Source organism: Natronospira proteinivora, from assembly GCF_024170465.1.
Taxonomy (GTDB): domain Bacteria; phylum Pseudomonadota; class Gammaproteobacteria; order Natronospirales; family Natronospiraceae; genus Natronospira; species Natronospira proteinivora.
In genome coordinates this window covers 767,334-785,891 of the sequence record NZ_JALJYF010000002.1, presented here as the reverse complement: position 1 = coordinate 785,891, position 18,558 = coordinate 767,334, and the positions used below count along the sequence as shown (strand labels likewise).

16 protein-coding genes and 1 tRNA gene are annotated in these 18,558 nt (G+C 61.5%); 9 read left to right on the top strand and 8 right to left on the bottom strand.

Translation table 11 applies throughout. The features are described from left to right. The first annotated feature begins 57 nt into the window (after window positions 1-57). The 3 genes from glnA (at window position 58) to ntrC (ending at window position 4,087) form a co-directional block, all read left to right on the top strand. The gene (gene glnA, locus J2T60_RS10665; protein WP_253449756.1) at window positions 58-1,473 is read left to right on the top strand and encodes a glutamate--ammonia ligase; all 1,416 of its coding nucleotides are present in this window, start codon (window positions 58-60) and stop codon (window positions 1,471-1,473) included. A 117-nt stretch (window positions 1,474-1,590) separates the two neighbouring features. Beyond that, window positions 1,591-2,718 (top strand): nitrogen regulation protein NR(II), encoded by a 1,128-nt coding sequence (gene glnL / locus J2T60_RS10660; RefSeq protein ID WP_253449753.1) that lies wholly within the window; start codon window positions 1,591-1,593, stop codon window positions 2,716-2,718. Further along, window positions 2,711-4,087 carry a nitrogen regulation protein NR(I) gene (gene ntrC / locus J2T60_RS10655; RefSeq protein WP_253449750.1) on the top strand — a complete coding sequence of 459 codons (1,377 nt, stop codon included), beginning with the start codon at window positions 2,711-2,713 and terminating at the stop codon, window positions 4,085-4,087. The genes glnL and ntrC overlap by 8 nt, the downstream gene beginning before the upstream one ends. Before the next feature lie 72 nt (window positions 4,088-4,159). Here the strand turns inward: ntrC and J2T60_RS10650 are convergent, their stop codons facing one another. Beyond that, a complete protein-coding gene (locus J2T60_RS10650; RefSeq protein ID WP_253449747.1) occupies window positions 4,160-4,849 on the bottom strand; it encodes a hypothetical protein in 690 nt (229 codons plus the stop codon). A gap of 139 nt (window positions 4,850-4,988) precedes the next feature. Between J2T60_RS10650 and lptM the strand changes: the two genes are divergently transcribed. Both lptM and polA read left to right on the top strand, forming a co-directional pair. Next, window positions 4,989-5,153: an LPS translocon maturation chaperone LptM gene (gene lptM, locus J2T60_RS10645; RefSeq protein ID WP_253449744.1), complete on the top strand. Its 165-nt coding sequence runs from the start codon at window positions 4,989-4,991 to the stop codon at window positions 5,151-5,153. Then, window positions 5,150-7,867, top strand: coding sequence for a DNA polymerase I (gene polA, locus J2T60_RS10640; protein WP_253449741.1), 2,718 nt, complete (start codon window positions 5,150-5,152; stop codon window positions 7,865-7,867). Before lptM ends, polA begins: the two co-directional genes overlap by 4 nt. A 685-nt stretch (window positions 7,868-8,552) precedes the next feature. Here the strand turns inward: polA and J2T60_RS10635 are convergent. The 3 genes from J2T60_RS10635 to yihA form a co-directional block, all read right to left on the bottom strand. Beyond that, window positions 8,553-8,729 (bottom strand): hypothetical protein, encoded by a 177-nt coding sequence (locus tag J2T60_RS10635; RefSeq protein ID WP_253449738.1) that lies wholly within the window; start codon window positions 8,727-8,729, stop codon window positions 8,553-8,555. Continuing rightward, window positions 8,729-9,922, bottom strand: a complete 1,194-nt coding sequence (locus J2T60_RS10630; RefSeq protein WP_253449736.1) for a hypothetical protein — start codon at window positions 9,920-9,922, stop codon at window positions 8,729-8,731. The genes J2T60_RS10635 and J2T60_RS10630 overlap by 1 nt, the downstream gene beginning before the upstream one ends. 258 nt (window positions 9,923-10,180) lie before the next feature. Continuing rightward, complete coding sequence (yihA, locus tag J2T60_RS10625; RefSeq protein ID WP_253449733.1) at window positions 10,181-10,801, bottom strand: ribosome biogenesis GTP-binding protein YihA/YsxC; 621 nt, start codon at window positions 10,799-10,801, stop codon at window positions 10,181-10,183. A gap of 106 nt (window positions 10,802-10,907) precedes the next feature. Between yihA and J2T60_RS10620 the strand changes: the two genes are divergently transcribed. After that, complete coding sequence (locus J2T60_RS10620) at window positions 10,908-11,525, top strand: c-type cytochrome (RefSeq protein WP_253449730.1); 618 nt, start codon at window positions 10,908-10,910, stop codon at window positions 11,523-11,525. Between the two features lie 170 nt (window positions 11,526-11,695). Then, window positions 11,696-12,307 carry a thiol:disulfide interchange protein DsbA/DsbL gene (locus J2T60_RS10615; protein WP_253449726.1) on the top strand — a complete coding sequence of 204 codons (612 nt, stop codon included), beginning with the start codon at window positions 11,696-11,698 and terminating at the stop codon, window positions 12,305-12,307. A 21-nt stretch (window positions 12,308-12,328) separates the two neighbouring features. On the opposite strand, the gene J2T60_RS10610 is transcribed toward J2T60_RS10615, so the two are convergent. Together J2T60_RS10610 and J2T60_RS10605 are read right to left on the bottom strand one after the other, a co-directional pair. Next, window positions 12,329-12,673 carry a hypothetical protein gene (locus J2T60_RS10610; RefSeq protein ID WP_253449723.1) on the bottom strand — a complete coding sequence of 115 codons (345 nt, stop codon included), beginning with the start codon at window positions 12,671-12,673 and terminating at the stop codon, window positions 12,329-12,331. Between the two features lie 313 nt (window positions 12,674-12,986). Then, window positions 12,987-13,063, bottom strand: a tRNA-Arg gene (locus J2T60_RS10605). A gap of 212 nt (window positions 13,064-13,275) precedes the next feature. Between J2T60_RS10605 and J2T60_RS10600 the strand changes: the two genes are divergently transcribed. Further along, the gene (locus J2T60_RS10600; RefSeq protein WP_253449721.1) at window positions 13,276-13,812 is read left to right on the top strand and encodes a c-type cytochrome; all 537 of its coding nucleotides are present in this window, start codon (window positions 13,276-13,278) and stop codon (window positions 13,810-13,812) included. Between the two features lie 509 nt (window positions 13,813-14,321). Here J2T60_RS10600 and J2T60_RS10595 read toward each other — a convergent pair. Continuing rightward, a complete protein-coding gene (locus J2T60_RS10595) occupies window positions 14,322-16,355 on the bottom strand; it encodes a UvrD-helicase domain-containing protein (RefSeq protein ID WP_253449718.1) in 2,034 nt (677 codons plus the stop codon). An 89-nt stretch (window positions 16,356-16,444) separates the two neighbouring features. Beyond that, window positions 16,445-18,079, bottom strand: coding sequence for a BCCT family transporter (locus J2T60_RS10590; protein WP_253449716.1), 1,635 nt, complete (start codon window positions 18,077-18,079; stop codon window positions 16,445-16,447). Between the two features lie 143 nt (window positions 18,080-18,222). Between J2T60_RS10590 and J2T60_RS10585 the strand changes: the two genes are divergently transcribed. Then, on the top strand, window positions 18,223-18,546 hold the full coding sequence (locus J2T60_RS10585; RefSeq protein ID WP_253449712.1) for an antibiotic biosynthesis monooxygenase family protein: 324 nt from the start codon (window positions 18,223-18,225) through the stop codon (window positions 18,544-18,546). Window positions 18,547-18,558: the final 12 nt, after the last annotated feature.

Genomic DNA, 18,558 nt, shown 5'->3' with positions numbered 1-18,558 from the left:
CTTCTGCTTTATACCTGCCATACTGGTTTCATTGTTCATTCAACAGGAGAGGTCGACATGGCGCAGACCGCCGCAGATGTCATCAAGCTGGTTCAGGAAAAGGGCGTGAAGTTCGTGGATTTCCGTTTCTCGGATACCAAGGGCAAGGAAATGCACGTCACCCTGCCGGCCCGGGAGATTGATGAGGAGGTCTTCGAGGAGGGCAAGATGTTTGACGGCTCCTCCATCCAGGGCTGGAAGGGCATCAACGAGTCCGACATGATCCTGCGCCCGGATCCGGAAACGGCGGTGATCGATGTCTTTCGCCAGGAGCCCACCCTGAATCTGATCTGCGATGTCATCGAGCCGGCGACACTGCAAGGCTATGAGCGGGATCCCCGGTCTCTGGCCCGTCGGGCGGAGGCCTTTTTGCAATCCTCCGGTGTGGCGGATGCCGCCTATTTTGGCCCCGAAAACGAGTTTTTCATCTTTGACGATATCCGCTGGGGCGCCGATATGAGTGGTGCTTTTTACCAGATCGACTCCAAGGAAGCCGATTGGAACTCCGAGCGCATCTACTCTGATGGCAACTTCGGCCACCGTCCCGGGGTGAAGGGCGGCTATTTCCCGGTCTCACCAGTGGATTCCCTGGCCGATATCCGCGCCGCCATGTGCCTGGCCATGGAAGAGATGAACCTCAAGGTGGAAGTCCATCACCACGAGGTGGCCACCGCCGGCCAGTGCGAGATCGGCACCCAATTCAACAGCCTGGTGCGCAAGGCCGATGAGACCCAGCTGTTCAAGTACACGGTGATGAACGTCGCCCAGGGCTACGGCAAGACCGCCACCTTCATGCCCAAGCCCATCGTTGGCGACAACGGCTCCGGCATGCATGTGCATATGTCCCTGATGAAGGACGGCAAGAATCTCTTCGCCGGGGATGAATACGGTGGCCTGTCCGAGACCGCGCTGTACTACATCGGCGGCATCATCAAGCACGCCAAGGCCCTGAATGCCTTCACCAATGCCTCCACCAACAGCTACAAGCGCCTGGTGCCCGGCTTCGAGGCCCCGGTAAAGCTGGCCTATTCGGCCCGTAACCGTTCCGCCTCCATCCGCATTCCCTATGTGCCCAATCCCAAGGGCCGTCGGGTGGAAGTGCGTTTCCCCGATTCCACCGGCAACCCCTACTTCGCCTTCGCGGCGCTGATGATGGCGGGCCTGGACGGCATTCTGAACAAGATCCACCCGGGCGAGGCCCTGGACAAGGATCTCTATGACCTACCGCCGGAGGAGGGCAAGAACATCCCGGAAGTGGCCTTCTCTCTGGAAGAGGCCCTCAACGCCCTGGATGCCGACCGGGACTTCCTCAAGCAGGGCGGGGTCTTCACCGACGATGTGATCGACGCCTACATTGATCTCAAGATGGAAGACGTCACCCGCTTGCGCATGACCGCCCACCCGGTGGAGTTCGACATGTACTACAGCCTTTAATGAAGGCCATTAATGGAAGCGAAGAAAACCCGGCCCTGTGCCGGGTTTTTTTTGGATTTGTTCGGGATTTTTATGGGGAACACGGAGGGCACGGAGAAACACGGAGACCACGGAGGAATGCACGCCTACGGATCCCTGGCATTATTCAAAGCCGTATTGCACAATGTTGGTGCAATGAACCATTCCAGTGCGCCCATGCCGTCCAGCCTGCCCCGGAATCTGCTGGAGTCCGCGGCCACAGCGGTGTTGTGGTTCGATACCCGGCAGCAACTGGGCTGGTTGAATCCCGCCGCCGAGGACTTGCTGGGTATTAGCCTCTTGGGCGGCCGGCGACCCGAGGCCGAGCGCCTGTTTGCCGATACCCCCGCCCTGTGCGAGGCCGTGCATCGGGTTCGTGAGCGCCGCGAGCGGGTCAGCCTGTGGGATTGCCAACTCACCCTGCCGGGCAATCGGGGTGAGCAGCGGGTGGATGTGATCATCACCCCGCTGGAGGATGAAGGTCTGCTGTTGGAGCTGGTCTCGCGGGAGCGGCCCAAGCGGATCATGGATGAACGCCAGCAGCAGGGCCGGCGGGATGCGGCCCGCCAATTGGTGCGGGGCCTGGCCCACGAGATTCGCAACCCCCTGGGCGGCATGCGCGGGGCGGTTCAGCTCTTGGCCCGACGGCTGCCCGATCCCGCCCTCAAGGTCCATACCGATGTGATCCTGGCCGAGGCCGACCGTATCGGCAGTCTGGTGGACCGCCTCCTGGGGCCGGACCACCTCAATCGTCGCCCAGTGAATATCCATGAACCCTTGGAGCATGTCCGCCACCTGGTCGAAGCCGAGGCACCCCAGGGCATCCGCATTCAGCGCGACTATGATCCCAGCCTCCCCGAGTGCCGGGCCGACCAGGATCAGCTGGTGCAGGTCTTTCTCAATATCGCCCGCAATGCCCTCCAGGCCATGGGCGATGAAGGCCATCTTCGTTTCAGCACATGTGCCGTGCGCCAGGTCACCTTCGCCGGCCGCCGCCACCGCATCGCCCTCTGCGTGCAGATTGCCGACGATGGCCCGGGGATCCCGCCGGACTTGCGGGACAGTCTGTTCTATCCCCTGGTCTCCGGCCGCCCTGACGGGGATGGCCTGGGTCTGGCGATTTCCAATGAGTTGGTGGCCCGCCACCAGGGCCTGATCGAAGTCGACAGCCGCCCTGGCGCCACCTGTTTCACCCTCTACCTGCCCCTGGAGACCCTGGATGAGTGACAGCGTCTGGATCGTGGAAGATGACCGTTCCCTGCGCTGGGTCATGGAAGAAGCCCTGGGCGAGGAGGGCCACGCAGTGCGCAGCTTCGCCGATGCCGAAAGCTTCCGCGATGCCCTGGACCGGGAGACTCCGGGCCTGGTGGTGATGGATGTTCGTCTGCCTGGTGCCGACGGCTTAAGCGAGTTGGACTGGCTGGCCGGGGCGAAGCCGGGGCTGCCGGTGTTGCTGATCACGGCGCAGACCGATTTGGACATGGCGGTGACCGCCTACGAGCGGGGGGCCTTCGAGTACCTGCCCAAGCCCTTTGACCTGGATGAGTTCACCGCGCTGGTGGCCCGCGGCCTGCGTGCCGGTCGGGGCAAGGCGCCGGAGCTGGACCGCAAAGCCCGGGCCGGCGATGCCCTGGTGGGTGAATCCCCGGCCATGCAGCAAGTCTTTCGCACCATTGGCCGGCTCTACCAGAGTGAGATGAGCGTACTCATTACCGGCCAGTCGGGCACCGGCAAGGAGCTGGTGGCCCGGGCCCTGCACGAGAACAGCCCGCGGGCCCGGGGCCCCTTCGTGGCCGTGAATTCGGCGGCCATTCCCGCCGAACTGCTGGAATCGGAGCTCTTCGGCCACGAAAAGGGCGCCTTCACCGGCGCCGTGGCGCGGCGCACCGGCCGCTTTGAGCAGGCCCAGGGGGGCACGCTGTTTCTGGATGAGATCGGCGACATGCCCGCCGCCCTCCAGACCCGCCTGCTCCGGGTCTTGTCGGAACGGGAGTACTACCGGGTGGGGGGACGCGAGCCCATTCAGGCCAATGTGCGGGTATTGGCCGCCACCCACCAGGATTTGGGTCAGCGGGTGGCAGCCGGGGATTTTCGCGAGGACCTCTTCCATCGCCTGAACGTCATCCGCATCCATATTCCGCCCCTGGCCGAACGCCCCGAGGACATTCCCCGCCTGGCCGAGCACCTGCTGGACCGCGCGGCGGAGGAGACGGGCTTGCCGCCACGCCGTTTTACCCCCAAGGCCATCCAGGTCCTGCGACGACGACCCTGGCCGGGCAATGTCCGTGAGTTGATGAACCTTTGCCGCCGGGTCACGGTGATGTCGCCCACCGCCAGCGTGGATGCCGAGGGTCTGCCTGCCCCGGAAGCTATTGAAGGCACCCGGGCGCGGGGGGAGGACTGGACGCGGGGGTTGCGCGAATGGGCCGAGCAACAGGCCCAGGCCAAAGCCTCCGGGATTGCCGAGACGGCCCGCGAGCAGCTGGAGCAGACCCTGATGGACTGGGCCCTGGAAAAAACCGGCGGCCACAAGCAGCGCGCCGCCCACCTGCTGGGCTGGGGCCGCAATACCCTGACCCGAAAGCTAAGGTCGTAGGAGCGGATTTATCCGCGATTTTCCAGGAGCCGACCTCGAATCGCGGATGAATCCGCTCCTACGGGGATAAATTCACCAATCGCGGATGGCGCGGCGGGCCGAATCATTCAGCGGCCTAGCCGCCAGCCCGGTCTGGGTCACCACCACCTCGAACTCGGCATCATGGGCCATGGGCAGATAGGTGGCGCTGCCATAGACCGCGTCCACCCAGGGGAATCGATTGGGGTGGCGCCGGGCCAGGGCCCAGGGGTCGAAATGGTTCTCCACCTCGGCCAGCCCGGAGGGCAGGGCGTGGATGCTGCGCGGTCCTTCCCGTTCCCGCCCCAGGTCGGCAAAGCGACCGCTGATGCGTTCCATGCGAAACAGGGCGTCCATGCCGGCGATGATGGCCGGCCCGGTCCAGCGCAGGATACGGGCATCGACCTGCCACTGGTCGCCGTGGAGTTCCAGGCTCTGAAACTGCCCGTCTGGAAAACTCAGATTGGCCCGGTACTGCTGGCTGGCCAATTCCTCGAAATGCAGGGTCACCGCTGCCTGCTCATGGGTGAGGCGGTCATAGGTGTGCAGCACCAAGCCAATGCCGGCCAGAGCGGCGGCAAAACCGCCCACTACCGCCGAGCAGCAGATCTTGAAAGAACCGCCGGCCAGGTGCCGATGCCAGAGACCCTTGAGCCCGGACAGCAGCAGTCCCAGCGCCCCCACCGCCAGAATCAGCCAAGCGCCCAGGGCGATCAGCGTGGACAGGGCATAGGGACCGGGCATGTTCATCTCCATGGATTCAAAGATAGCACTCCCCTGTGCAAATGATCCAAATTTGCCCCCACGAGCCCGCGGCGGATGACTCGGGTCGGTGGCCGGGGGTTATACTGGATGCCTTGTCGATCGGCTTTCCGGAGGATTCATGCGCGCGGCCCTTTTGTTGTTCCTGCTGCTTTTGCTCACCGCCTGTGGCCAACGGGGGGATCTCTTCCTGCCCGAGCCCGAGGAACCGCAGAATCAGGAAGTTGAACAAGACAACGACGAGACCGACAACGAAGAAGAAAACGACCAGGAGACAGAGGGATGAAGCAGCCGGATCTGGTGCTGGTGGACGGCTCCTCCTATCTTTATCGCGCCTTTCACGCCCTGCCGCCGCTGACCACCGCCGATGGCCGGCCCACCGGGGCTGTCTATGGCGTGGGCAATATGCTGCGCCGTCTGCGTAAGGACTACGCCGATGCCCATATCGCCGTGGTTTTCGATGCGCCCGGCAAGACCTTCCGGGACGAGCTGTTCGAAGACTACAAGGCCCATCGACCCCCCATGCCGGACGACCTGCGCGATCAGATCGATCCCCTGCTGAGCATGGTCGAGGCCCTGGGCCTGCCCCTGCTGCGGGAATCCGGCGTCGAGGCCGATGATGTGATCGGCACCCTGGCCCGGGAGGCCGCCAGCCGGGGGCAACAGGTGCTGATCTCCACCGGCGACAAGGACATGGCCCAGCTGGTGGATGAGCACATCACCCTGGTGAACACCATGACCGGCAAGTTCATGGATCGGGCGGGGGTGGAGGAAAAGTTCGGCATCCCGCCGGAGCGGATCATCGATTATCTCGCCCTGGTGGGGGACAAGTCCGACAACATCCCCGGCGTGCCCAAGGTGGGCCCCAAGACGGCCGTCAAATGGCTCAAGGAATTCGGCGACCTGGACCAGATCATGGCCCGGGCCGATGAGGTCAAGGGCAAGGTGGGCGAGAGCCTGCGGGAGAACATCGAGCAGCTCAAGCTGTCCCGGGAGCTGGCCACCATCCGCCTGGATCTGGACATGGGGGTGAGCGAATCCGACCTCAAGCTGGGTGAGGCCGATGTGGCTACCCTGCGCGAGCTTTATCGCAGTCATGAATTCAACAGCTGGCTGCGGGAGCTGGATGAAGGCAGCGGCAATGCCGTCACCGCGAGCCCCGATCAGGCGGGCGCCGGGGCAGCTGAAGAAAACAACGATTACCAGGTCCTGCTCAAGGAAGCCGAGCTGGACGAGTGGATCAAACGCCTCAAGCAGACTGACTTGATGGCGGTGGACACCGAGACCACCAGCATCCACTACCGCCAGGCCGAACTGGTGGGCCTGTCCTTCGCCATTGAGCCCGGCGAGGCCGCCTATCTGCCCCTGGCCCATGATTACGAAGGCGCCCCTACGCAGATCGACCGTGCCACCGCCCTGAAAAAGCTCAAGCCTTTGCTGGAGGATCCCAATCTGGCCAAGGTGGGTCATCACATTAAATACGATATGCATGTGCTGGCCGGTGTCGGCATCCGTCTGGCCGGGGTCCGTCACGACAGCATGCTGGCCTCCTATGTGCTGGATTCCACCGCCACCCGCCACGACATGGATTCCGTGGCCCAGAAGTACCTGGGGATCACGCCCATCAGCTATGAGGCGGTGGCCGGCAAGGGCGTAAAGCAGAAGACCTTCAACCAGATTGAGCTGGACACCGCCGGGCCCTACGCGGCGGAAGATGCCGACATTACCTTGCGCCTGCACCAGGCCATCCAGCCCCGGCTGGAAGCCATTCCCAATCTGGCTCGGGTGTATCAAGACCTGGAAATGCCGTTGGTGCCCATCCTGCAGGGCATGGAGGAACGCGGCGTGATGGTGGATGCCGACAAGCTCCGCGAGCAAAGCGCCGAGCTCAAGGACAGCATGGATGCCATCGAACGCCAGGCCCACGACCTGGCCGGGCAGAACTTCAATCTGGGCTCACCCAAGCAGCTGCAAAAGATCCTGTTCGAAGACCTGGAGCTGCCGGTGGTGCGCAAAACCCCCAAGGGCCAGCCCTCCACCGCGGAAGACGTACTCGAGGAACTGGCGGTCAGTCACGAACTGCCGCATATGATTCTCGAGCACCGGGGCCTGTCCAAGCTACGCTCCACTTACACCGACAAGCTGCCCCAGATGATCGACCCCCGTTCAGGCCGGGTACATACCTCCTATCATCAGGCGGTGGCGGCCACCGGGCGGCTGTCGTCCTCCGACCCCAATCTGCAAAACATCCCCATTCGCCGGGCCGAGGGCCGGCGCATCCGCAAGGCCTTTATCGCCCCCGAAGGTCAGCGCCTGGTGGCCGCCGACTATAGCCAGATCGAGTTGCGGATCATGGCCCATCTCTCCGGCGACAAGGGCTTGCTCAAGGCCTTTGAACAGGACCTGGATATTCACAGTGCCACCGCCGCCGAGGTCTTCGGCGGCAAGGCCGAGGCGGTGGCGCCCGATCAGCGACGGGCCGCCAAGGCCATCAACTTCGGCCTCATCTACGGCATGTCCGCCTGGGGCCTGGCCCGTCAGCTGGGCATCGAACGCCAGAGTGCCCAGGAATACGTGAACCGCTATTTCGAGCGCTATCCCGGAGTGGCCGAGTACATGGATCGGACCCGTCGCCAGGCCCATGAGCAGGGTTATGTGGAAACCGTGTTCGGCCGGCGCCTGTATCTTCCCGAGATCAATTCCCGCAACGGCCAGCGCCGCCAATACGCCGAGCGCACCGCCATCAACGCCCCCATGCAGGGCTCGGCCGCCGACATCATCAAGCGGGCCATGCTTGATGTGGCCGCCTGGTTAAGTGATGAGTGGCCCGAGGTATGGATGATCATGCAGGTTCACGATGAACTGGTCTTCGAGGTGCCGGAACAGCAGACCGACGCTTTCTGCCGGGCCGTTGCCGAACGCATGAGCCAAGCCGCTGAGCTGTCCGTGCCCCTGCGGGTGGATGCCGAGTCTGGTGTGGACTGGGAAGAAGCGCATTAAGCGGTTCCACGCCGGCCCCTGGAGATCGCCCGGCATAAGAGAAAAATTTTTTAGTCCGACCTGGAACTTTTCCAAACCGGCCCCATCATACCCAGTGAGCATCGCAAGGTGCTCGCCCACTCCCCTCCCTGAGTGGGAGACGTTCGGTTCACCCCAAGCCGGACGTCGCCTGGCCCGGTGTTTTTCCCCCTTTTGACACCGGGCCCTTTTTTGCCCCGGCCTCCCCAGGCCGGGGCAATTTTTTTTGCGGTTCCGCCGGTCAGGCGGGACCGCTCGGCTCCGGCCGACCCAATGCCAGGAATTGCCTGCAATCGACATTAGTTAGCTTATTGTTTGCCGGGCGATCACGCTGTTCGGCGCCCGGTGGTCTGAGCGCACGCCTCACTTGCCCTTCCCTCGGCCCGTAGCGCTGCTACGGGCCTCAGTCCAGGGCGGCGCGAGGCGCACGCTCAGACCACCGGCCACTCGAACTGCCGCCAGACCGGCGGAACAAGGCCTCTCTCTACATCCAGAAGCCGTGGGAGCGGCATTCTTGCCGCGACGAAAGCGGCGGGAGCCGCTTCCGGTCTGGAATTCACCGCGACTTCCGGGGCGCACTCCCACAACCAAAATAACCACACCCAAAAAAGGCCGGAGCAGCAAATGCCACCCCGGCCTCGGTTTTACTCGGCGATTGCGACTGTAGCTAGCTCCAGTCGCAATCATCCCATTCGGATTCGCCCCAGACGCAGTTGCTGTCTTCCTCCCCTGGGTCGACTCCGGCCTCATCGTCTAGATCACCATCGGCACAGGCGCCGAGCATCAGCAAGGATGCCAATAGCGCACTTGCCAACAGGGTTCGACTATCGCTTCTGTTACGCATCAGCAATCTCCCAGCGGGTTATCGTCGCTGTCCATCGCGCCCCAGCTTGATGAGCCCGAAACGGTGCAGTCATTACCACCGCCAATTGTTGCGTTAGTTGCCGTGATTTCGTTTCGGATGCCGCCGCTGACTGTCGAGCTCCTATTGCTTACGTGATTGGCTGCACCACCGCTGATGGCTGATCGCAGTCCAGAGGCGATGTTTCCGCCGTCGGAGCCGGTGGAACCGCCACCACTGACCGTGGATTGTCTACCACTGGCCAGATTATTTCCGCCCCCGGTCACGGTTGCATACTCGCTGTTGATCGCATTGTTTGCACCGACCACCAGTCCGCCGGTCTGCGAGAAGGCCGGCTGGTCGCCACCCACAATATTGTGGGAACCGCTCTTGTGGTCGTCCGCCCAGATCTCGCCAGCGGCTTCACAATCGGTCTGATTGTCGTGTTCGCCGTCCGAGCAGATGGACTCGATACCGACAACTGCGGTCTCACGTGCTGTGGCGAAACCAACCACCAGATTACCGGTGCCGTCGGGGGTTTCCTGTTCCTGGGACTCGTTGATGATCTGAAAGTTGGCCCCGGTCAGGCGCAGGATTGGCCCTTCAAGCGCGGTATCGGTGGGGGCGCTGAAGTGGACTTCGAGGAACTCATCCAGATCAACCAGGAAGTTTTCCCGTTCGAACAGTTCACTGTCTTCAATATCGGTGATGCGATCACCCTGGTCAGAGGAGTCGTCCGAAAGCACGGTGACCTCGTCACCCAGGGTGCTCTGCGAACTCTCCAAGGCATCTGTTTCCGCCCAGAGGCTATCGATCTCGTCCGAGTGGCCCGAGACCATGCCGGTCAAATCAGCTTGATTTGACGACAGGCTGGCGATTTCAGCCTCCGCGTCAACCAGTGCTGATTCCAAAGCGGCGTTCTCGGTCTCAAGATCGCTTAACGCATCCTGCAAGGCGGCAACTTCATCGCTCAGCGACTCGTTCTCGCTCGCCAGCGCTTCCAGTTCCGAGGAAAGATCACTAACGGCATCCGCCATGGCCGAGAAGTTCTCGTTGACATCGGCGGCGCTGGCGGTGTCGCCCGCCTGAAAGGTGTTGGGTACATCGGCCATTGTCGGCCCGACCAGGCCGGCTGCCACGATTGCAAGAACGCTCGTGCAAGCCCTTCGCGAGCGAGGTTGGCTGAGATAAGACATGGAAAGCTCCCCATTTTGAAGAATGTCTGTGCCGAGACTGCTCTCCGCTCTCGACCGGCTGACGAGCTGCCGGTAGGCTTGGCAGCCCAAATTGAGTCGAGGCAGGCATCCCGCTCGACTATCGTGAGACAGAGTCGGTAGGGGAGAGAACCCCCCAAACGGAGGGCCGTATGGGGGGCAGTCAGTTCTTTGCGGGCATGGATGCGAGCGTCTGGGGTCGAGACTGGCCCGTGGCCTAGCGCAAAGCCGGCAAGCCTTTCAATCCTCAGGCCTGAATCCTGTCTCTGTTTTCAGCCAGCCAGCGACAATCGATCTGGCTTCCTCCAGACCCTGCCCGTTTTCCGCCGAAAACAATTGAACACTGGCGGCCTCACCCAAAGCATTGCGGACAATCTGGAGCTGACGGGCCTGCTGGCCCCGCTTGAGCTTATCGGCCTTGGTCATGAGGATATGGATGGGGCAGTCGATCTGACTGGCGAAGGCCAGCATCTGCTCATCAAAGGGCTTCATGGGGTGGCGGACGTCCATGATGTGGATAATGCCCGCCAGCTGGGGGCGCTTTTGGAGATAGCTGTCGATCAAGCGCGCCCACTTTTCCTTCACTGCGGGCGGCACTTTAGCGAAGCCGTAGCCGGGCAGATCCACCAGGCGGGCCCCGTTGGCCAGCTGGAAGAAGTTGATCAGTTGGGTCCGGCCGGGGGTCTTGGAGGTCCGGGCCAGATTCTTTTGTTCCGTCAAGCGATTGATCGCGCTCGACTTTCCAGCATTGGAGCGGCCTGCAAAGGCCACTTCCGGGCTGTCCTCATCTGGGAACTGGGCGGCGCGGGCGGCGCTGATCAGGAATTCGGCAGATTTCAGCGGATTGCGATTGGCTTTCATTTCGGTTGCGGTCCCAGGCCGAGGTTTTGTGTACAATACCCGATCTTTGAATTCCCGTTTTGTCTGCCCCGCGGTCGCGCGGGCAAAATCAGGAGCCTGAAGAACGATGAGGACACTGTACCTTCTCGCCGGGGCCTTTGCCCTCTCCCTGGCCGGTTCCGCCAGCGCCGATCCCATGGTGGATGGGGATGCCGAGGCGGGTGAAGCCAACAGCACCGCCTGCGCGGCCTGCCATGGTCCGGATGGCAATAGCAGTAATCCGGAATGGCCCAAACTGGCCGGTCAGCATGCCAAATACACCTATGAACAGCTCAAGGCTTACAAGAGCGGTGAGCGGGATGATGCGGTCATGATGGGTCAGGTCCAGAATCTGGACGATCAGGACATGAAGGATCTGGCCGTTTTCTATGCTCAGCAGGTCCCGCAGGTGGGCAGTGCTGATGAAGAGCTGGGCGAAGCCGGCAAGAAAATCTATCGCGGAGGCAACCTGGAAACCGGCGTGACCGCCTGTATTGCCTGCCATGGTCCGCGTGGTGAAGGTGTGCCCATGGCCAATTACCCCATGTTGAGTGGCCAGCATGCCCAGTACACCATCGAGCAGCTTGAGGCCTATCGTGATGGTGAGCGCAGCACCGACCGGGCCGGCATGATGCGCGATATTGCCGCCCGCATGAGCGACGAGGAAATCGAGGCGGTGGCCGAGTATATTCAGGGCCTTTACTGATCCAGACCGGTTTGTTGTCCGCCTTGAAAGCCCCGGCCAGCTGACCGGGGCTTTTTTTGTGGCGGGCCGACTTGGCCCGAGCACTCTATTGTGGGAACCTTTTATCCTGAGCCGGGGCCTGATACCCGGAGAATCTTTTCCTCAGCTGATCCCTTAATCGAGTGGAAACCATGTTCAAGAATAGTCTCAGCCTGATTGCCGCATTGTTTCTGTTGCCTTCCCTGGCCATGGCCCAGAGCTATCAGGAGGACACCCATTATCAGATCGCTGACCGGGAGCATCGTTTCTCCGATCAGCCAAAGGAAGTGGTGGAGTTCTTCTGGTACGGCTGCGGCGGTTGCTATGCCTTCCTGCCGGCTGCGGAAGAATGGAAGGATAGCCTGCCCGATGATGTCGCTTTCGTCCGGGTACCGGCCGTGCTCAATCCCCAGTGGCGTACCCATGGCAAGGCCTTCTATGTGGCCGAAGCCCTGGATATGGTAGACGATATCCACGGGGCCATGTTCACCGCTCTGCATGAGGAGCGCCGACAGATCAATGATGAAGATTCCATGCGGGAATTCTTCGTGGAGCAAGGTGCCGATCCCGAAGCCTTTGACGAAGCGTTCAATTCCTTTGAGGTGGATTCCAAGCTCCGCCGGGCGGAGAATCTGGCCCGCCGCTTCTCCATTCGCAGCACGCCTTCCCTGGTCATCAACGGCCGCTATGTCACCGACCTGTCCAATGCCGGCGGCGTGGATGGCATGGTGGAGTTGGGCAATTGGCTGCTTGAGCGCGACTGACTGCGAGGATGGAGCCGGGCCCTAGGCCCGGGTATCGATGAGCTGGCCCTGCTCGGCGGGTTCGCGCATGACACCGAAACGGTCCAGGGTATCCACGAGGCGCTCTGAAGATGCCTGGGGTTCGGCTTCGGCCAGCCTGCGGTCGGCCATGGGTGTGTCGGTACGCACCTGAAGTGCCAGGGTGTTGGCCCGAAGCGATTGTTGCGCCTCACCAAGCCCCGGATTGCGCGGGACGTCGATGGCCTGATTGGCATGATCGCTCTGGCGGGGTGGAATGATCTCCGGCGGTTTGGCCACGGGCTGGGCCTGACCCTGTCGAGCCGGGCCGAGATAGTAGCCGCCACCTTGGATACCCTGGATATCCACCGCTCTTTGTGCTCCCCGGAAGGTTCCTAACCCTTATTTTAGCCCCACCCTTCCGGGATGGCGAGATTAGACACAACGAAGCCCCCGCAAATGGCGGAGGCTTCGTTAACAAATCGTGGTGCGCCCGGCAGGATTGCGAGCCCCGTCCTGGGGCTCGTCCCTCCGCTTCGCTGCGGGACAGGGCCTGCGGCCCTGCGACAGCTTGCTCCCGGCAAGCTGTTCGAACCTATCATTGTGAATGGTCGCAGGTTCGAATCCGGGCGTTAGATACAACGAAGCCCCCGCACTGGGCGGAGGCTTCGTCGAAAATACTTGGTGCGCCCGGCAGGATTCGAACCTGCGACCTTCGGCTTCGGAGGCCGACGCTCTATCCAGCTGAGCTACGGGCGCTTTGAGAGCGGCATAGTGTAGCGCCCTGGAGCCTTGGCGTCCATGCCCCCGGCGCCCTGCGGGGCTGAATCTGCCGCCAAATTGCCCTGTCGCTTCCTCCCCGGGACCCTTTCGGTTTATACTTGCGCCTGATTTTCTGGAGCCACGGCTCCCATCGTCCGTCTCCAAACACCGGCCCCGGCGGGCCCCGGAATCTTTCAAGGGTAGCGATCGTGTCCGAGCAAGAAGACCGCAATTTTTTTGATACTTTCATGATGGTGCTGGCCGCACTGATCGTGTTCACGGTGGTGATCTACGCCATCTCCAACATGGTGGCCAACCGCACCATTGCTGACCGCCATGTCCAGACGGTGGATGCTCAGTCCCAACTGGCTGAGCGAATCCGACCGGAGGGTCGGCTCTGCCTGAAGGGGCAGGAAGAAGAATGTGAAGTCGACATTGCCACCGTGGATCCGGTGTCCGATGAGGACGATGCCGTGGCCGAGGCTGAAGGCGAGGTGGATGGCCAGCAGGTCTACAATCAGGCTTGCACCACCTGTCACGGCCAGGGCGTGGCAGGTGCGCCGGTGACCGGCGACGATGGTGCCTGGGCGGCCCGCCTGGACAAGGGCTATGACACCCTCCTGGAGCATTCCATCGAGGGCTTCCAGGGGGATGCCGGCTACATGCCCGCCAAGGGCGGCAATCCCAACCTGAGCGACGAACAGGTCGCCGCCGCCCTGGACTACATGCTGGAGCAAGTCGACTAAAGCGACTCACTGCCCAGCAGCATCAAAACCCCGGCCAATCCGCCGGGGTTTTTTTATGCCTGGCGGATTAGGTTTTGGGGGAAACTGCGGGCTCAAAAAAGCTGACACGAAGGTCACGAAGAAAGGCAGAAGGACACGAAGGAAGAATTGGCTGGCGGTCCCGTCCCCGCAGGAGCGGATTTATCCGCGATTGGGTCCCGGAGTGTATAGAGGGTTTGGTTTTTTTTTAACGCGGAGATCACGGAGAACCACGGAGGGACACGGAGAATAAGAATACAAAAAACGAACCCGTACACTTCAAAGCCTTGAGTCAGTCGGGCCTGGAAAGGCCCTCCCACAAAAAGTCCCCTCCGTGATCTCCGTGCTCCTCCGTGTACTCCGTGTTCCCCAACAAAGCTGGCATTACCCAAATCGCCACGATTGCCGGGATGTTTGCCAGCCATTTTCCCTTCGTGACCTTCGTGTTCGCCTTTAAATCTTTCTAACGCCTAAATCCCTCTACCAAACACTCAAGTCTCCGGGGCTAAAAGACTGCGCAGGCCGGCTACATGGCTGCGGCCGGTTTCCTTCTTTTTCTCCGGGTCTTCCGGGGTACGGCCGGCCCAGTGCAGATCTTCTTCGGGCAGTTCCTCGAGAAAACGACTGGGTGTGCAATCCAGGTCCTCGCCGTAGCGGCGGCGCTTGCGGGCATAGGTGAGGGTGAGTTCCTCCTGGGCGCGGGTAATGCCCACGTAGAACAGACGCCGCTCTTCCTCCAGGCCTTCCCCTTCCAGGTTGTTGCGGTGGGGCAGCAGCTCCTCTTCCATGCCCACTAGATGGACATGGGGAAATTCCAGGCCCTTGGCAGCGTGCAGGGTCATCAGGCTGACTGCATCCCCGGGGTCATCGCCGGATCGGTCCAGCATGTCCATCAGGCTCATGTGATTGAGGATGCCGGTCAGGTCGATATCACCGTCGGCCCGCTTGGCGATATTGCCCATCCAGCTGAACAGCTCTTCCAGATTGTCTTTGCGTCGTTCAAAGGCCTTGGGGTCCCGGGCGGTTTCCTCCAGCCAATCCAGGTACCCTGCTTCCTCAATCAGCCGACGGGCGATCTGGACCGGCTCGTCACTGTGTTCCGCTTCTTCGCCCAGTTTGCCCAGCCAGACCGCGAATTCCTCCAGGCGTTGGGCAGTGCGGGCAGGGAGCACATGATGCAGGCCGAACTCCAGGCAGCTGGAGAACAGGCCGATGCCCCGTTCCCGGGCATAGCCCCCCAGCTTTTCCAGGGTGGTGGCGCCCACTTCTCTCCGGGGTACATTGATGACTCTCAGGAAGGCGCTATCGTCATCCGGATTGGCCAGCAGTCGCAGATAGGCCACGGTGTCCTTCACTTCGGCCCGGTCAAAGAAGCTCTGCCCACCAGAGATGTGGTAGGGGATATTGTGTTCCCGCAGCATCTTCTCGAAGGGTTTGGCCTGGTGATTGCCGCGGTAGAGGATGGCGTAATTGCCCCAGCTGCAACCCCGCTCCATCTTGTGTTGAAGGATTCTTGCCACCACCTGTTCCGCTTCCCCGAAGCCATCCTTGCAGGGCACCACGCGAATATCGTCACCTTCGCCCTTGCGGCTCCAGAGCTGCTTGTCGAACAGATGGGGGTTATTGGCGATCAATTGGTTGGCCACCCGCAGAATCCGGGAGGTGGACCGGAAATTCTGTTCCAGTTTGACCACCGAGAGGGCGGGGTAGTCCGTTTGCAGATTGGCCAGGTTCTCTGGCTGGGCGCCCCGCCAGGCGTAAATGCTCTGGTCGTCATCCCCCACCACCGTAAAAGCCGCCCGGGGGCCGGTGAGCTGGCGGAGCAGTTCATACTGGGCCCCGTTGGTGTCCTGATACTCATCCACCAGCAGATAGCGAAAGCGATTCTGCCAGCGATCCCGAATCTCGGCGTTCTCCGCGAAAAGATGCACCGGCTTGACGATCAGGTCGTCGAAATCCACCGCATTGTAGGCCAGCAGATGCCGTTCATACTGGGCATAGATCCGGGCTGCCATCAGTTCCTGGTTGTTCTCGGCCAGACCCACGGCTTGTTCCGCGCCTACCCGGGCGGATTTCCAGCCGGAAATCCGCCACTGGACCACATCAATCACATCCTGGGCATCCCGGTTATCTCCCTTGAGCAATTCCCGGATCAAGTTGCGGCTGTCTTCGGCATCGAAAATGCTGAAACCGCGTTTGAGCCCCAGGGCCTTGTACTCTTCGCGGATGATTCTCAGACCCAGGGTGTGGAAGGTGCATACCATCAGGTGCTTGGCTCGTTCGGCGGGAATCAGGCGGCCCACCCGTTCCTTCATCTCCCGCGCGGCCTTGTTGGTGAAGGTTACGGCGGCCACCCGTTCGGGGGGCACCTGACACTCACCCAGCAGCCAGGCAATCTTGTGGGTAATGACCCGGGTCTTGCCGCTACCGGCACCGGCCAGTACCAGCACGGGCCCATCAATGGCGGTCACTGCCGCCCGCTGTTCCGGGTTCAGGGTGTTTAATTGTGATTCGAGGGAGGACATGGGCGTGAATTCTACGCCTCCCGCCGTGCCGGCGGGAGGCTTGAATTCAGGTCCGGCTTATGGCCGGGTCCGGTGGGGAGATCTCAGGATCATTTCTCCTGGTCCCTGCGGTCTTCCATAAAGGGTTCCGAGCCACTGTCTTTGCCAATGGGACGGTCCCCCATGGGCTCCATTTTCGGTGTCCGACCTTCGGCCAGATCTTTCAGGGAGTAGCCCAGGTGGTCGGCATGCAGGGCCCGCAAGAGAGAGAAGGCCATGAAGACCAGCAGGGCACAGAAAGGCAGGCCCAGGGTAATGATGACGTTTTGCAGGGCTTCCAGACCCCCACCCAGTAGCAGGGTGGCGGCCACACCCCCGAGCATCAATGTCCAGAAAACCCGCTGGCGAATCTGGGATGGCTGGTCATCGCGGCGGGAAAGCAAGTCCACCACCAGGGCCGCCGAATCCGCCGAGGTGGTCAGGAAAACCGCGATGATAATGACGCTGGCCAGGGAGGTCAGCAGGGCCCAAGGGTATTGTTCCAGGAAGGAAAACAGGGCCACCGGGACATCCTCCTGGACCTGCTGGGCCAGATCCACGCCCCGATCCAGTTCCAGGTTGATGGCTGCCAGGCCAAAGCTGGAAAACCAGAGCACGGTGAACAGCGTGGGTGCGCCCAGGGCCCCCGCCACAAACTGCCGAATGGTGCGTCCGCGGGAGATTCGGGCGATGAAGATGCCCACATAGGGCGCCCAGGCGATGGTCCAGGCCCAGTAGAATACGGTTGCCCCTCGTTGCCAGTCACTGTCCTGGAAGGTTTCGGTCCAGAAGGCCATCCAGGGCAGGTCCTGGATGTAATTGCCCACGCTTTCCACCGCGCCCTTGGTAATGAACAGGGTGGGGCCCACCAGCCAGATGAATAGCATCAGCGCCACGGCGATGGCGATATTGAACTGGGACAGTCGACGAATGCCCCGGTCCAGACCCAGGGCCACCGAGATCGTGGCCAGCACGGTGATCACCACGATAATGCCGAATTCAGACAGCTGGTTGGTGGGCAGCCCCACCAGGTAATTGAGGCCGCTGTTCAGCTGCAACGTACCCAGACTTACGGAGACCGCTACCCCGAAGAGTGTGCCCAGCAGGGCGATGACATCAATGGTCCAGCCCCAGGGGCCATAAATTTTCTCACCCAGCACCGGATAGAAGATGCTGCTGATGCGCATGGGCAATTCATGGCGGTAGGCGAAATAGCCAATGGCCAAGGCCGGCAGGGTGAAGATTGTCCAGGTATGCAGGCCGAAATGGTAAAGCGAAATGCTCATGGCGAGACGGGCCGCTTCCCGGCTGCCCGGGTCCACCCCTTCCAGCGGCGGGGAGGCCAGTCGGGTCATGGGTTCGGCCACCCCCCAGAACATCAGGATGGTGCCGATGCCAGCGGCAAACAGCATGGTGAACCAGGTAACAGTGCTGTACTCAGGCCGGGCATCATCTCCTCCCAGGCGGATGGTGCCGTAACGACTCATGGCCACCCAGATCAGAAAGCCCAGTAGCCCGGTTACACTCAATATGTAGAACCACCCGAAGTAAGTGGAGATCCAGCCGGTTACTTCGTCAAAAAAGGCGGCAACCGGCTCATTGAGCGGTGCGGCAAAAGCGACAAAGACAATGGCCAGAATGGCGGAGGTGAAAAAGACCGCCGGAATCATTTTTAGTCCCAGCTTTTCTTCCAGTTTCTTCAGCATCTAGCCGCCCCTTTGGGATTGAGGTTCGGGTTGCGTTGGTTTTCGACACTCGTACAGGATAGGGCTTGGCAGATGACTTTGCATCCGCTGCAGGGATGCTAAGCTGAAACCCCTGCTACAGCCGGTATTGGAGGAGAGCTCTCATGATTCTTCGGGAATGGCGCGGCGTGACCCCTACAGCCAAGCGGGACGAATACCTCGCTTACATGGAAAAAACAGGCATCAAGGCCCATACCGGTTTGAAAGGTAACCACGGCGTCATGGTCATGACCCGGGATCTCCCGAATAATCGTAGTGAGATTGTGATCCTCACTCTCTGGGATAGCCGTGAAGCGATTGAGGCCTTTACCGGCGGGCGCGCCGACCGGGCCCGTTATCACAGCAAGGAGCAGGACTACCTGGTGGAAATGCCCACCGATGTGACCCACTATGAGGTCCAGCACACGGATGGTTTGCCGGGGGGCTGAGGCCCGCCGGGT